This is a genomic window from Methanospirillum lacunae, from assembly GCF_003173355.1.
Lineage (GTDB): Archaea > Halobacteriota > Methanomicrobia > Methanomicrobiales > Methanospirillaceae > Methanospirillum > Methanospirillum lacunae.
This window is the reverse complement of the sequence record NZ_QGMY01000007.1, coordinates 114,492-129,627: the sequence shown is the minus strand read 5'-3', so window position 1 is coordinate 129,627 and position 15,136 is coordinate 114,492. Positions and strand designations below refer to the sequence as shown.

Annotated in this window: 11 protein-coding genes; 5 read left to right on the top strand and 6 right to left on the bottom strand. The window is 49.1% G+C overall.

Translation table 11 applies throughout. The annotated features are described in order from the left end of the window. The first annotated feature begins 53 nt into the window (after positions 1 to 53). Entirely contained in the window at positions 54 to 464 is a 411-nt protein-coding gene (locus DK846_RS08615) for a hypothetical protein (protein WP_109968533.1), read from the top strand. A gap of 23 nt (positions 465 to 487) precedes the next feature. On the opposite strand, the gene DK846_RS08610 is transcribed toward DK846_RS08615, so the two are convergent. Continuing rightward, positions 488 to 3,001 carry a methyl-accepting chemotaxis protein gene (locus tag DK846_RS08610; protein WP_109968532.1) on the bottom strand — a complete coding sequence of 838 codons (2,514 nt, stop codon included), beginning with the start codon at positions 2,999 to 3,001 and terminating at the stop codon, positions 488 to 490. Positions 3,002 to 3,111: 110 nt separating this feature from the next. After that, positions 3,112 to 5,109 (bottom strand): cation:proton antiporter domain-containing protein, encoded by a 1,998-nt coding sequence (locus DK846_RS08605; RefSeq protein ID WP_109968531.1) that lies wholly within the window; start codon positions 5,107 to 5,109, stop codon positions 3,112 to 3,114. Between the two features lie 108 nt (positions 5,110 to 5,217). Here DK846_RS08605 and DK846_RS08600 point away from each other — a divergent pair, with 108 nt between their 5' ends. Together DK846_RS08600 and DK846_RS08595 are read left to right on the top strand one after the other, a co-directional pair. After that, positions 5,218 to 6,132: an ROK family protein gene (locus DK846_RS08600; protein ID WP_109968530.1), complete on the top strand. Its 915-nt coding sequence runs from the start codon at positions 5,218 to 5,220 to the stop codon at positions 6,130 to 6,132. A gap of 2 nt (positions 6,133 to 6,134) precedes the next feature. Continuing rightward, positions 6,135 to 7,397, top strand: a complete 1,263-nt coding sequence (locus tag DK846_RS08595; RefSeq protein ID WP_109968529.1) for a clostripain-related cysteine peptidase — start codon at positions 6,135 to 6,137, stop codon at positions 7,395 to 7,397. A gap of 34 nt (positions 7,398 to 7,431) precedes the next feature. Here DK846_RS08595 and DK846_RS08590 read toward each other — a convergent pair whose 3' ends face one another. From DK846_RS08590 to thpR, 3 genes are all read right to left on the bottom strand, one after another. Next, complete coding sequence (locus DK846_RS08590) at positions 7,432 to 9,162, bottom strand: tetratricopeptide repeat protein (protein ID WP_109968528.1); 1,731 nt, start codon at positions 9,160 to 9,162, stop codon at positions 7,432 to 7,434. 67 nt (positions 9,163 to 9,229) lie between these two features. Further along, complete coding sequence (cca, locus tag DK846_RS08585) at positions 9,230 to 10,630, bottom strand: CCA tRNA nucleotidyltransferase (protein ID WP_109968527.1); 1,401 nt, start codon at positions 10,628 to 10,630, stop codon at positions 9,230 to 9,232. Continuing rightward, positions 10,627 to 11,166 (bottom strand): RNA 2',3'-cyclic phosphodiesterase, encoded by a 540-nt coding sequence (thpR, locus tag DK846_RS08580; protein ID WP_181391692.1) that lies wholly within the window; start codon positions 11,164 to 11,166, stop codon positions 10,627 to 10,629. Before thpR ends, cca begins: the two co-directional genes overlap by 4 nt. Positions 11,167 to 11,406: 240 nt before the next feature. Here thpR and DK846_RS18205 point away from each other — a divergent pair, with 240 nt between their 5' ends. After that, positions 11,407 to 11,562, top strand: a complete 156-nt coding sequence (locus tag DK846_RS18205; protein WP_342769654.1) for a hypothetical protein — start codon at positions 11,407 to 11,409, stop codon at positions 11,560 to 11,562. Between the two features lie 9 nt (positions 11,563 to 11,571). Further along, the gene (gene nrdD / locus DK846_RS08570) at positions 11,572 to 13,767 is read left to right on the top strand and encodes an anaerobic ribonucleoside-triphosphate reductase (protein WP_109968524.1); all 2,196 of its coding nucleotides are present in this window, start codon (positions 11,572 to 11,574) and stop codon (positions 13,765 to 13,767) included. A gap of 2 nt (positions 13,768 to 13,769) precedes the next feature. Here nrdD and DK846_RS08565 read toward each other — a convergent pair whose 3' ends face one another. Beyond that, positions 13,770 to 15,116, bottom strand: a complete 1,347-nt coding sequence (locus DK846_RS08565; protein WP_109968523.1) for an FAD-dependent oxidoreductase — start codon at positions 15,114 to 15,116, stop codon at positions 13,770 to 13,772. Between the last annotated feature and the right edge of the window lie 20 nt (positions 15,117 to 15,136).

Here is a 15,136-nt window from a genome sequence, read left to right as displayed (position 1 = left end):
TTAGGGATTCACTGATCGAAGGGCGGTTATATCTGAAGTGATTATGGATATCCATGATTATTGGAGATGACGGAGGACGGTATGCGGATCTTGCTGATCTGGTGGAAGGAATTCTTGATCGCTGTGATGACGATCCAGCATGCATTGCCGATGCCCTGAACGCCCTTGAACCAGGGACTAGGAATGATATTCTCTCATCTGATCTTCTCAATGCATGGCAGGTCTTCTGGTACTACTTCCAGACATATCCTGGTGATGAACAGGTTGAGTTCCTAGTTTTTCATTCAGCAGGTGAACTTTTAAGGGGTGTGCCAATGGGTGATGTTGGTATCTTCAAACTCACCTTCATAGTAAAAGCAGGTGAACCGTGTATCCTAATAGAAGATGATATAATTGAAATTGCGAGGTTCAAAGGTCTGTCATCCTGGAGTGATGCAAAGAAATTTATTGAAAATGAAGGGTAGCAGAAATCTGAATCAATTTCGGTTTAGATTCTGAACTTTCCAATCTCGCATTGGAGATCAGAGATGACTGCATTCACATCTTCAAGAACCTGTCGAATCTGGTCAACCGCAGCCGATGACTCTTCACTAATTGCTGCACTTGAGACTGCATTTTCTGCAGTCTGCCTAATCATTTTTGAGACCTCATGGACACTTGAGGTGATCTCCTCAACCGAGGCAGTCTGCTCCTGTGATGACGCTGCGACTTCTGTCGTGTTCTGTGCGATCTGAACCAGTTTATCCACTATCTTGTTGAATATCCCAAGTGTACTGCTAACAGCTTCATATCCGGATTTGACCTGGTCATTTGCCCTTGTCATCAGGTGATCTGCTCTGGCTGACTCGTCCTGCAATCCTCTGATCATCTGCTCAATCTTTTCAGCACTCTCACGACTCTCTGTTGCGAGTTCCTTAACCTCATCAGCGACTACTGAAAAACCCCGTCCTGCTTCACCTGCTCTTGCAGCCTCGATCGCGGCATTCAGGGCCAGAAGGTTGGTTTCATCAGATATTGCTGTTATAATACCTACCACCTTATTTATCTGCTCCATCTGCTCCCTAATTGCCAAAATCATCGTGTTCAAGTCAGCGGTGGCATTCCTAATCCCTTCCATACCTTCTTCTGCTACATGTGCTAGTTTCTGTCCTTGAGCGCTGAGTGCGTTTCCCTCATCTGCCAACCGGGAGGCTTGTTCAGTTCTGCATGAGATTCCTGACACTGTAACTGACAAGTCTTCCATCTCTTTAAGTACCTGGTTGACCCCGTTACTCCCCTGATCAGCATGATGCGAGACTGCTTCAGCATTGGATGCCACCTCACTCGCCCCGTTTGCAACCTCGTCAATTGAAGCCTGAGCTTCTTCAGCTCCACCTGCAAGGTCGGTCATTTTGTTTATAATAACCTGAATCGTTGCAGATACCTGAATACCGATTGAATCAAGGGATTCCTTTAACTGGACAAAATCACCAGATACTTTGATATCAGGGTTAAACCGGGCTGAAAAATTGTTCTGTGAAAATTCATTGGCAAGACGAATTCCTTCATGGACCGGTCCGATTACATGATCAAGAGTCTGGTTGACTCCGGAAATGATCTTTCTATATTCACCTGAGAATCGGTCTGCGTCACCACGATACATGAGATTTCCGGCTGCTGCTTCTTCTGCCAGACGTGACATTGCATCAGTCATCGCGATGAGTTCAGTCTTCATCTGAATCATCGATTCGCCAAGATGATCCTTCTCTCCGATTTTAGGGACTCTGAATGTAAGATTTCCTCCAGCAATATTCTTGGCTGCATCTGCCTTTTCTAATAGGGTTGATGTCATTGTTCTGAATGCATCTGCAAGTCTCCCCACTTCGTCCCGCTGTCTGATTGAAACCTCTGTTGCCAGATCTCCTCCCGCAACCTGCAATGCCACGACAGTAATATCCTCGATGGGTTGTGCAATCGATCGTGCGACGAGATAGAGAAGGCCAAGCCCGAGAAGGGATATCAGGATCCCGATGATTATGAGGGCAATGGTCTGTGAGGTTGCCTCTGCAGTGACCACATCCCGAGGTGCAAATGCAATAACCCCCCATGGTGTCTCTGCGTTGCCGACCTGCACAGGTACAAACGTCCCAATGTATCCACCGCTGTCAAAGGATGTGATCACTCCCTTGGAAAGGGCTCCTGTTATCATTGCAGGGTCAAGGTGAAGGAGTGGTGCTATCTCGCTGATCGGCTTTCCGGCTGCATCGATATCACCCGTTACTCCTGCTACCATACCCTGATTGCTTACAATCAGGACTTTTCCCTTTCCTCCGTAGATGTCCATTTTATCAGCAAGGGTATCAAGTTCACTCAATGTCACATCGATCCCTACTATTCCGCTGAACTTTCCACCTGAAAGGACCGGTGCTGCTATGGATGTTAACAGAATCGGTGAGCCCTGGAGGGTCTCAATGTATGGTTCAGTTATTGCTCCTTTCAGGGTCTTTTTAGGTATCTCGTAATAGTCTGTCGGATCGCGGGCCCGGGCATCATAGATCTTTCTCACAAGCGTTCCGTTCGCATCGCGGTACCAGTATATACGCAGACGTCCGGATTTGTCGTACCCATCTTTCAGACTGTATTCAGTATCACGTCCGTCAAAAAAGTCCGGTTCCCAGATGGTATATACTCCGTTATACTGAGGACGTGCATCAAGCACCCCTTCTATCATCGGCACCACATCAGTTCTGGGGAAATTTGCGTTTTCACTTCGCAGTCCTGATAGAAGGGCAGCAACTCCTGAAGCAGTATTGAATGGCTCTTCAAGAATCGTGTCTACCTTTCCTGCCTGCTGCTCGGCAATACTGTTCAGCCCTTCTGTAGCACTTTTGACTGCAGCACCATGAAGGGAAAAGGCTGCATATGTGATGATCCCAACTGCCACAAGGAGTAAGGCAATCCCGCCAAAAAGGAGGATCTTCTGTTTGATGGATCTGAAATCAGACCATTTCTGACGATTCATGATACATACCACTTCCCTGATGAACACTAGATCATCATATGGGAGTTCTGATTGTGGAATCTCTGTATCACAAGGATATAAGATGCATGATTTAATCTGATGCAGGTTCGCTAGACCTGTTGTTCAGCCTCACATTGGTGAAATGCCCTCCTGATGTCATTTGACTTACCGATGATCATCAGGATGTCTGATCCACTTATTACATCATCTCCCCCAGGGCTGATGATCATCCTGTTCCCCCTCCTGATCGCCACAACTGAAACATGGAACCTGTTTCGCAGCTGGCTTTCTGCCAGGTTTTTTCCAACCCATGGAGACGAGTTAGGGATACGGATTGTTCTCATGTCGATGTCAGGAACAAGGCCCATAAGGTCGTCAAATGTGGCAGGTGTCGTAGAAACACTTCTGAGCATCTGGTATCCTCCCGCCCGAATATCCCGCACTAGACGTTCTATCTCATCTTCTGGAATCAGGTATTTATTGAGTATTCGGGTAAAAATCTCGATAGAAGTTTCAAATTCCTCTGGGATAACATCATCAGCCCCGAGATCAACAAGAGTAGATACCTCTCCCATAAATCTGGTTCTTGCAATGATGTACAACCCAGGATTCAATTCCCTGGCGATCCGAACTGTCTGTTGGGTGGCAAAGGGATCATTGACCACCACTACCAGGACACGAGCCTGATCTATGCCTGCCTTCATAAGAATCCCGGGTTGTGCAGCATCACCATACAGGATCGACTCACCCTTTTTCCGCTCTTTCCTAACCGTATCAGGGTTCATCTCGATGATCCGGTATGGTACGCCGGCAGCCTTTGCTGACTTGGCAACGTTCATCCCGTTCAGTCCGAACCCCACAATGATGATATGATCCTTCATCTCCCTGGCTGTCTCCTTGTCAGGGGTTGTTGCATGATCAGGAACAATCCTCGTAAGTGGTGCAGCGAGTTTTGGAGATACACGGGTAGAAAGGGAGATAAGAAGGGGAGCAAGGCCCATTGTAACAACTGACACATCTAGAAAAAGTTGGTACTGGTCTGAAGCCAGAATTCCTGCTGAAACACCTGTTGTTGCGAGGATGAACGAAAACTCTCCGATTTGGCTGAGTGAGATCCCGGTGAGCACAGATGAGCGGGCCGGAAGGCCTGAAGCGATTGCTGCAATGGTTCCGGTTCCATATTTTACTATTATGATAATGGCAACCAGTACAGCCACTAATACCGGATGGACAAGGAGGTACGAAAGATCAAAAATCATCCCTATGGAGATGAAAAAGAACGCTGCAAAGATGTCCCTGAAAGGAACCATGTTGTACATGGCATGCATCGAGTATTCTGACTCTGATATGATAAGTCCAGCAAGGAATGCACCAAGAGCCATCGAGAGCCCGATCTCCGAGGTCAGGTACGCGATTAGAAGACAGGTGCCTATAACAATAAAGAGAAACATCTCCCTGTTGCGCAGCCGGGCAGCATAATGGAGCAGGTAAGGGATTACATACCTTGATGAGATATACACAACTGCGATGATCAGGATCCCGCCACTGAGAAGTTTTAGGACAGATGGACTGTCTGTTGTATCACCTCCAAGAATCGGTGTGATCATCATCATCGGTATGACGATCAGATCCTGAAAGATGAGGATACCAAGTGCAGCCTTACCATGTGGGCTGCCAACCTCCTGCCTGTCGGCAAGGACCTTCATCACAATTGCAGTGGACGAGAGGGAAACAAGCATTCCGACAAAAATGGCGTGGTTCAAGCCCATCCCAGCAAGTTTCATGAGTGCTGTTGCGAGCAGGATTGTTGAGAAGACCTGGACTGTTCCACCGATCAGGACAAACTGCCTACTCCTGAGGATATGACTTATCGAGAATTCTAGCCCGATGGTAAAGAGGAGAAAGATCACTCCAAACTCGGCGAAGAACTCTATTGAATCCTGGTTATGGATAAGGCCTAGGCCAGAAGGGCCGACAATGATACCCGTGAGGAGAAAACCGACAACTGAGGGGATTCTGATTCGGTACAGGACGAGCAGCAGAAATACCGAGAGGATAAAGATAACCACGATGTCAGTGAAGAATGACGTATATATGCCTTCCATCATATCCTCCTGAAAAACAGTTCAGTGTTTGTGGTTCATAATATAGGTTATTTCCCTGTGTCGGGGTTTTAGAGACGCTTTTATTCCTGCAGCACTGAGGCTGTTATACAAATGAGGGTGGCAGGAGTCGCAGACATCGGGGGTACGAACACCAGGGTGGCTCTGGTCAGGGAGGATGGGCTGATCCTATCGATGGAACGGTTTAAAACCCCGGCTGGAACTGATCCTGATGAAGTTTCTGCACGGGTCGGTGCCTCCCTTTCATGTCTTGCAGGCATATCACCCTCTGGATTATGTGGAATCGGTGTCTCGGTTGCAGGTCCGGTTGATATAAAAACAGGTTGCATCGTGACCCCTCCTAATATGCCATTTGATCAGGTTCCAATCATCTCTCCTCTCAAAAAAGTTTTTGGGCTCCCTGTTACCCTCTTAAATGACTGTCGTGCCGCCGTGCTCGGTGAGGTGTTTGTCGGTGGAGGTAGAGAGTATCAGCATGTTGTGTATATCACCATCTCTACTGGCATCGGAGGAGGAGTGTATACCAATGGAGAAGTTCTGCTTGGAAGGGAAGGAAATGCGGGAGAGATCGGGCACTTTACAGTTGAATCAAAGTATTCACAAAGATGTTCATGCGGGTGCTTTGGACACTGGGAAGGTTGCGCCTCCGGTCGGGGTATTCCACGGTTTTTTCAGACCTGGTGTAGATTCCATGGTCACGTATCTCGTCTCAAAACTGCTAAGGAGGTTCTAAATGCTGCTTCGCAGGGGGACCCTGTTGCCTTGGAGTTTTCCGATGTTCTGGCTATGGTAAACAGCCGGGGGCTCTCGACAGTGATTGTTGCGTATGACCCTGAAATCATCATCCTGGACGGTCCGATTGTCACAGCTCACCGTGAAATCATTGTCAACTCTGCAATAAAGTACCTCGATTCATACCTCAAAACTCCAGAAATTGTTATCAGTCCTCTGGGAGGAAATGCCCCTCTGCTTGGAGTTGCTGCGGCAGTATTCTCTCGTGAGGTCTGACCGTGCTTTCCGGGATACCCTATCTGATACGAATCGAAAGGCCTTCAATTACAGTCGCTTTTCTGATACTCATCCTGTTTTCTGTTCCTACAACAGGTGAGATGCAGACCGGAAAGGTACTAGTGGCAGTGTATGCAGCTGGCGGGAGTCTAGAGACCGATTACGGGCTGATCACTGAAGACATCGCCCAGATGGTTGCAGGATCTGCAAATACCTCTCCCCAGACCCTCGAACTCCTGGTAGCGTATGGCGGATCAAAGAAATCAGGCTGGCAGGGCATGACTATCGCCAACAGATCCGGTCTCGCTCACGATCTCAATGACAAAGAAATAGGGAACAAGTCTGATGCGATTGCATGGTATCCCGATGTCAGTATGGGTAATGCAAGCACGTTAGGCACTTTTCTCTCCACAATTCGCTCAGGATACCGGTATGACAGGGTCTTTTTAATCCTGATCGGTCATGGTGAGGCATATACAGGGATGCTCTTTGATCAGAATCACAAGGAGGATCCGCTTACAATAGCAGAACTGGTCGATGGATTGGAAACTGGTGGATTCAATGTAGAGGTCATCGGACTTGATACCTGTCTGATGAGTACCCTTGAGGTTGCATCTCATTTGTCCGGATATTCTCAGTATATGATCGCGAGTGAGGAGTCAGAACCTGCAGAGGGCTGGCGGTATGACTCTTTCATCTCTGATCTTGCAAAGAATCCTGATACTCCGATCTCTGATATCGGGCGTTCACTTCTGGATACATACCTCTCAAATAAGGCTCCGGGAAAGACACTTTCTGTTCTTGATCTGGAAGAAGCCGGGGTGGTTACGGCTGCTCTTGATCGCACCTCTAAACTTCTTTTCCCACTTCTTGATACCCCTGAAGGGTACTTGTCCCTCTCACAAGCATTTCAGAAAACTCAACAGTTCGGGCTTACGGCAGAAGGCGTGCTCGACCCCGCAACCATGGATCTCATCGGGTTTGCGAGGGAAGTAAGCAGCATGGACCCGGGCTTTGCTGGTCCGTCAGGCGATCTGATCGATGCAACAAAAAAGATGGTCCTTATATCTGGGCACGATGATCGTGTTCCAGGAGCAAATGGCCTCGCCATCCTTTCACCAGTTCAGCTCAATTCAGGATTCTATCAGTATTATCATGATGAGGCGTTCATCACCCCGTCGTGGGACCGGCTCCTTGCAAGGTATTTGTCTATCACTGATCAGGTGAGTCTGACATCAGTTCAACAGAAAAGCAATGAAACCTGAAAAAAACAGGTTTCCTGATCTCATCTGGATTTTATTATCTCTGCCTTCTTGCCAGAAAATAACCCAGGGGGACTGCAGCTATGATAAGGATCAGGGGCACTGGAGTCTTCTTTGCCTGTTGATCAAGAGCGTCCAGTTTTGCTGTGACCAGGGTCATGTTCGGGTTTATTGCAAGTGCTCCTTTGTACGCACGTTCGGCAATGCTCTTCTGACCTGCTGCTCCGAAGACATCACCCATATGCTCGAGTACCCGTGCATCATCACTAGTTCCATTCAGGACCGGTTTGTATGCTAGTTCTGCGTCTGCACTTCTTCCGTCCCTGATTAGGATACGTGCTTTCTCATCTAGGATCGGAAGTGATCCGCTCATGTTCTGAAGGGACTTGTCAATAAACTCAAGTGCCTCGCTGCCGCGTCCCATACCTGCAAGTGTCTTTGCCTTCTGGATGATCAGTCTCTGATCATCTGGACTTGACATGAGTGCAAGGTCAATTGACTGCAGGGCGCCGGTGGTATCACCCATCTCTACCTGGTTCTTGCTCTTTCCTGCCCAAACACCTGAAACCTTCGGATCGAGCTGAAGTGCAACCTCGTATGCAGTATCTGCTTCACTGGTACGGTTGAGACCTGAAAGAGAGTCTGCTTTACCAACCCAGGCCTGTGCAGACTGAGGTTTGAGCGAGATTGCGATCTCATATGATGCAAGGGCTTCGCCGTCTCTTCCCAATGCATGAAGTGCTTTCCCTTTCCCTGCCCATGTTGCTGGATCAGACCCGGCAAGTCCCACCGCCTGTTCGTATGCGGCCAGGGCTTCGTCTAATCTGCGCTCCTCCATCCATACATCACCAATACTGGTCCAGGTATCTGGATCTGTCTTATCGAGTCGTAATGCCTGCTGATATGCCTGCACTGCATCATCATACCGTTTCTGGCTGACATAGACATGACCGAGACTCTTCCATGCTTTCAGATCAGAACTGTTCAGTGCTATGGCACCTTTGTACGCGTCAACAGCCTCATCATACCTTCCGAGGTCTGCAAGGGTAAGTCCTTTATTGGTGAAGGCCACTCCGTCTTTTGGATTAAAGGCAAGAGCCATCTCATAACTCTTCAGTGCATCATCGAGTTGACCAAGATTATACTGGGCGTTACCTTTGTTATACCACGCTTTGCTGTCTTTACTGTCGTGTTGTAGTGCTACCGCGTATGACTTTATCGCGTCGGCATACGCACCTTTACTGTACTGGGCATTCCCTGTTGCAAAAATCGCTTCTGCATTCTCGGGGTCCATCTGGATTGCAGCCTCGAATGCTCTAATAGCCTCATCATACTGCTGGAGGTCTGAGAGTACATTCCCTTTTGCCATCCACGCCTGTACATCTGATGGGTCTAACTGAATGGCTACATCGTATGCTGTGAATGCAGAGGTAAGCAGGTTTTTGCTGTATAGTGCATTGCCTTTATTGTACCAATAGTCCGGGTTCCGCGGGTCTATACCAATGGCAACCTCGTACGCAGCAATTGCCTCATCAGCTTCCCCGAGTTTGAAGAGTGCAACCCCTTTGTTATACCACGCCGCAGCATTTCCAGGGTCAGCCTCGATAACGTGAGTGAATGCATCGATCGCCTCCGAGTATCGCTGTTGACTATAGAGTGCATTCCCACTCGTGAACCACTCCTGCGCTGTGGTAGCCTCAAGAGGCTGGACGAGTATCAGCAGGATCAGCAGCACTAACGGGATGTACCTCAGTGTGGAGGCGGTCATATCTTGGACGAGATTAGGTCCTGACAGGTAAATAGTTTCCAATGCCAGGATTTGTGTATTCTCAAACTCAGTTAATCCTCTGTTGCTCTTCCATCCTGCGAATCCTGACAAGCGGAGAACGCTTCATCAAAAAGTCGCTCACGAAGATCTCAAACCCCTGCGCCCAGCACTCCATCCCTGATAGGATTGTGTACTCCTCTTCCATGGCGAGCTTCACATGTTTACCAAGAGCTGTCTGGAAGATATCTTTTGAGGAGAAGAGTTCTCGAACGGTCCTGAATTTTCGTTGAATCTCAACCCCATAACGTCCGTCCTTGATAAACGGACCGGCAAATATTGCAGCGTCGTATATATACTTATCAAGGAACTTTCTGGCATTGGATGAGGAATTAGCTGGCGGACCGGCGTGATATCTAACCGCTGGCAGGGTGTCAACCAGAAGTTCATAGAGGATCATCGACCTGTCCTGTAACATTTCTGCATCTGCCCGTGCCACGACAAATTCGTGCCGTTCTAAGAGTTCGGTCAGGGTCTGCATGCTCTTTCTAAGTTGGGGAACCACGATGTCCTCGATCAGAGGTGGAGTTGGCAGCATGATTGCATAGAGATACGATCCTCTTCGCGAGAGTTCTGCCTCTGCTTCTTCTCTGGTCATGATGCATACCGGTGGCCGGTAAAAGAACCACCTTGAGGGAGACTCAAGGTATCCCCTGCAGAGTTCACTGAATTCAAGAAGTTTTGTGAGGGATACTGACGCTGATACATTGCGTTTTGGATCAACCGGGTCGATAACTACCAGTGGATCGTCAAATTCCTTTGCCTGATGCTTTTCAATATCGATCACAAGTCCGGGACGCCAGTTTGCACCTGCTGTTATGAGGTTTATAAACCCACCATAGTGAAGCGTGAGGAGTTCGCAGAGATACCCTGCAAACCCCTCAGTCATCTGGTCAGATCCATATACCCCACCGGCTTTGACAAACTGTTTGAGGAGAAGGACATCATCTGTAAATGGCCCTATCCTTGCAGAGATGTACCTGTTGTGAAATGGTGTTCTATCCACGGCACTCTGTATTCCTGTGGCAGAGGCCACCTGGTAGCAGGGGACGAGATCAATATCCATCCCTCTGATGGTGGCATTGACATACGGATGCTCTGCATACTTCTCTACAGCCTGTTCAGCATGGCGGCTTGCGATCGAGTGAGCGAGAGAGAGTCCTTCTCGTTCAAGTTCTTCACGAGGAAGATCCGGGTCAAAGAGCATGAAGATATCAAGGTCCCGGTCACCTCTGACACAGGTTCTTCGTGCCACCGATCCGACCAGCATTCCGGTAGCTCTGCCTCCGGTGTTTATCTCTCCGATGAGGAGATCTGCAAGAGCATACATCTGATCCAGGTCCTCAGTAGTCGGGCGGATCTCTTTGAGTACTTCCTCTTCAAGAGATGTTCGTTTCGTTTGATCGCTCACAACCCAACCTCCAGCAGATCAGAATACATCGGTCCCTGTGGCGTTAGTTCGCTCTTCTTGAGAACAAACCTGTCAACAGAAAATGAGCCTGTGCATGAACTGCTGATTTCTGCGACCTCTTGAAAAATATCTGGATGAAACTGCCTGATTCGTGCCAGTGTAATATGGGGTCTGAACCGTCGCCCTTCTACAGGAATACCAAGAGGCTCCAGGGTTTTTTCAATGGTTTTTGGAAGAGTGCTGCAGGCTCCCGGATCATGGACGTCACCCCAGACAACTCTGGGTGATCGTGGACTATTCAGAGTGATCGATCCCAGGTCAAGGATGAATGGCGCACCGGACACTGTTTGTAGGGCAGCAATGATCGAAGGTAGGCGTGATCCCTCTACCTCCCCGATAAACTTGAGTGTGATGTGCATATCGCCGGGCTGCACCATTGTGAGTCGTGCACGGCTTGAGCGAATCATCTCCTGTGCCTCTGCGTACTGGCTCTTGATCTCTTCAGGGATTTCTATCGCAATAAACAGCCGTACCATTATGTTTAAAAATCTGAGTGCATTGTGCATAAAGAGAACGGAGACAGTCTGGTTGCTCTATTTCTTCTGTCACCCCCCTGCTAGGCAACAAAATATACGGTTGCTGATGCTATCATATGATACAGGGGTCACATGAAAGACGGGGCAGGCTTCATCGTTTATACCCTAGAATTTTGTCCGCGATGTGAGATACTCAAAGAGTATCTTGAGTCGCAGGGCATTCGGTTCAGCATAGCAGACATGTCATCAGCCGCTTCATTGACTGAGCTTCGGGTGAATGGCGTTTTTGTTCAGGAGGCGCCGGTCCTTCAGATGGGGAAGAAGTTTCTTACAAGTAAGGAACTTTTCGGGGGATCCGATACCGTGAACGAGAGTGCCATTGCAGCTCTTCAGTAGGAAGGCGGCATGGGACGCATATCAAAACAGGTTACACTTGATGGTCTCTCGATTCCGGCGATGCCATCCGTCAGGACTAGTGACGGACATATTCTGGAATGGGACCGGGAAAAGATAGCGAAGCAGATCGTCAAGGAGACACGGCTGGTCGAGACTTTTTACGGGTACGAAGGGGCAGACGAGGAGTGTGCCCGTGAGATTGCCAGGGAAGTTGAGGACCGTATCCGAAAGCTGGGTCTCAAGAGTTTATCCGGGCCGTTGATCAGGGAGGTCATGAATATTGTCCTCCTGGAACGCGGTATGGTTCAGTATCGCAATGTCTGTACAAGGGTAGGAACCCCGGTGTACGATGCCCATCTCATAGATGTCGGGCGGGGATTTGAGGCTAAAGATAATGCGAATCTGCAGGAAAATGCAGAGACCTCGCATAAAAAGAAAGCTGATAAGATTAGCAAGGAACAGTACCTGCTCCAGCTTCCCCCTCATCTTGCAGATCGGCATCTCTGTGGGGATCTCCATATCCATGATCTGGAGTACTTTGGTAGCAGACCGTTTTGTCAGGACTGGGATCTCAGATATTTCCTGTACTATGGCTTGATGCCTGACGGAAATGGTACCAAGGCATCTGTTGCAGGGCCGGCGAAGCGTGCTGAAGTTGCCGTGCTTCATGCAGTAAAAGCACTCGGGTCAGCACAGACAAACTTTGCAGGTGGGCAGGGCTACTATAACTTCCTGACGTTTTTAGCACCATTCTTTGAACGGATGGATTACGAGGGGATGAAGCAGCTCATGCAGATGTTTGTCTACGAGATGACCCAGATGATGGTCGCTCGTGGTGGTCAGCTGGTCTTTTCATCTGTGCAACTTTCACCCGGTGTACCACGGCTATGGAGAGACAAACCCTGTGTATACAATGGCCGGGTCTGGAATGGGAAACAAGCCCCTCTTCGGACTTATGGTGAGTTTGAACGTGAGGTTCGTCTCCTCTTTAAGGCACTCATGGAAGTGATGCTGGAAGGGGATTATTGGGGAAAACCATTCAACTTCCCAAAACCGGAGATCAGCATCGAGCCTGACTTTATGCAGGAGGATGAGCAGTATAACAGTGCTCATCCTGATCTTCCGACCTATACAGATCTCTACCTGCTCACATTCGAGCTCGCATCAAAGTTCGGTACGCCATACTATGACAACCAGCTTCCAGCTTACCGGGGAGCTGGAGAAGGGATCTCATGCTACCAGTGCTGTGCGTACCAGTTCTCAACAGTTGCAGATCAGGACAAGGATTTTGATCGAAAGCTCTACTTCGAGGATGGGATGCACTTCTCAATGGGTTCATGGGGCGTCGTCTCGCTCAATTGCCCAAGGGCATCCTACAAGGCAGGTGGTGATGAAGATCGCCTCTTTGCTGAGTTGAAAGCCCTGATGGATGTTGCCGTCGAGGTTTTCAGGATCAAAGTCAGGTGGATGGATCTCATCGGCAGGAATGGGCGGATGCCCTTTGCCATGCAGCGACCCCGTGATCCGATCACAGGTGAGAGAGGTGCTATGGCTGTGGACTTTGATGGCTTGGTCTTCACCATCGGTGTTGTGGGCCTGAACGAGATGGTGCAGCATTTTACCGGCTCACAGCTTCATGAGAGTGATGATGCATTCAGGCTTGCGGTGCGGGCTATGACTGAAATGGAACTCTATGCCCGTGAGATCACTGCAAAGCACGGGATGACCATTGCTCTTGCCCGAACCCCGGCCGAGACAACCGGACAACGTTTTGCGATCTCTGATCTTCTCAGTCGTGAGTTTGAGGATCACGCAAAACTGGTTATCAAGGGCAACCTTGGATATGCCCTGGATCATCTGGGTGATACACGCGATCTTCCAGTGTACTACACCAATGGTACTCATGTTGCCCCAGGAGCAGATATCTCTCTGGCACGGCGGGCCGAACTCGAGCATGTCTTCTTCCCGATAGTTGATGGCGGGAATATCTTTCATATCTGGCTCGGAGAAGCACGTCCTGATCCCCGTGGACTCATGGACATGGCAATGAAACTCTGCAGAAACACCCAGATCGGCTACTTTGCCTTTACCAGGGATCTGACAGTCAGTCTCCATCAATTCACCGAATATAAAGGAAAAAAGGTTCCAGTCACTTCATTTGAGTCACCAAAGGTGACCGCTGAACACCAGGCTCTGGTCTCCTGACCCTATAGGGATCTAATCTGTTTTTTCTTATCGATCTTCTCAGCAAGATATCTGCCTATCCAGCCTGTTGCGTCTGCTGACGGGTGAACCTCGATAAACTGCTTCATTACATCGATAGAGATGCCCGTGTTGATTAGGAGGGCGTGGTACGCTGCGATCACCGATGCATATGGGGAGGCTTCAAACATCCCGATAATTTCACCAGAATCAGGGTCTGTAGTCATCGATGCTTTTCCGGTGGCCCGCTCCGGAACCGCCCAGAAACTCCCTGGTCCTGCAGGTGATGTCATGGTCACCTTCATACCTCCCTGATCATGGTGATTGCAAAAGGCGAGATCGTTTCTTAATTTTATCGCCTGTGGCACGGTAAGTAATGGTGATGGTGGCTCTCCTCCGAGTATGACATCAGCAGCGGTACGTCCCTGCCAGCGTGCAACCGGGGTCAGCGACGAGGTTCCTGTCACATCTCCAACAGCATATACTCCTGGAATTTCTGTTTCCATCCGTTCATTTATTCTGATGAACCCGCCTGGAGTGAGTGGAATACCTGTGATTGTACGAATTTCTGCCTCTGTTCCTGCAGCCACAAGTACGGTGTCAGCCTTGATGATCCTGAAGCCATCTGATGTTTTGATCTCAACTCCTGAAACATGATCATCCCCAACAATCCTGGACACTACTACCTGTTCTTGGATGGTGACCCGATGGAGTTCTTTTTTTGCTTCATGTGCCAGGACTTCAGGGAATTCTTTGAGCAGTGTGCTCCTGGCGAGAATGGTAACAGCTGATCCAAGGAGAGAGTATATGTATGCGATCTCTGCAGCGATGACACCGCCGCCGATGATGACCAGTTCCCTGGGAAGGGAGGGAAGAGAGAAGAACGTGTGTGCGGTCATAACTCCCGGGAGATCCTTTCCAGGGACATTGAGTCTTCGTGGGTGTGTGCCGGTTGCGATGATTATGGCTTCAGGTTGAAATCGTTCATCATTGATGATTACTGTCCGGCCGTCAATGTGTGCTTCAGCTTTTACAACCTTCACTCCTGCAGTGCTGGTCTCTTTAGCAATAATGCCGGCGATTGTTTCGATGATCTCCCTCATCTTTGCAATAAGGGCGGTGTAATCTGGCACAGGGCTTGTTGCGATAATACCAGACCTGAAAAGCATCTCCTGATGCTCCATGGTCCTTGCGACATCATTGAGGGCACAGATGACCATGCAGCCCTGATGGAGACACTGGCCTCCAAGACCATCACTGCGTTTGTCAACAAGCAGGACTTCTTTGCCTGCCCCGGCAAGTTGCATGGCTGCATACCTTCCAGCCGGTCCTCCACCGACCACCACTATCATGAGTGAGTTGTATGCTTTCT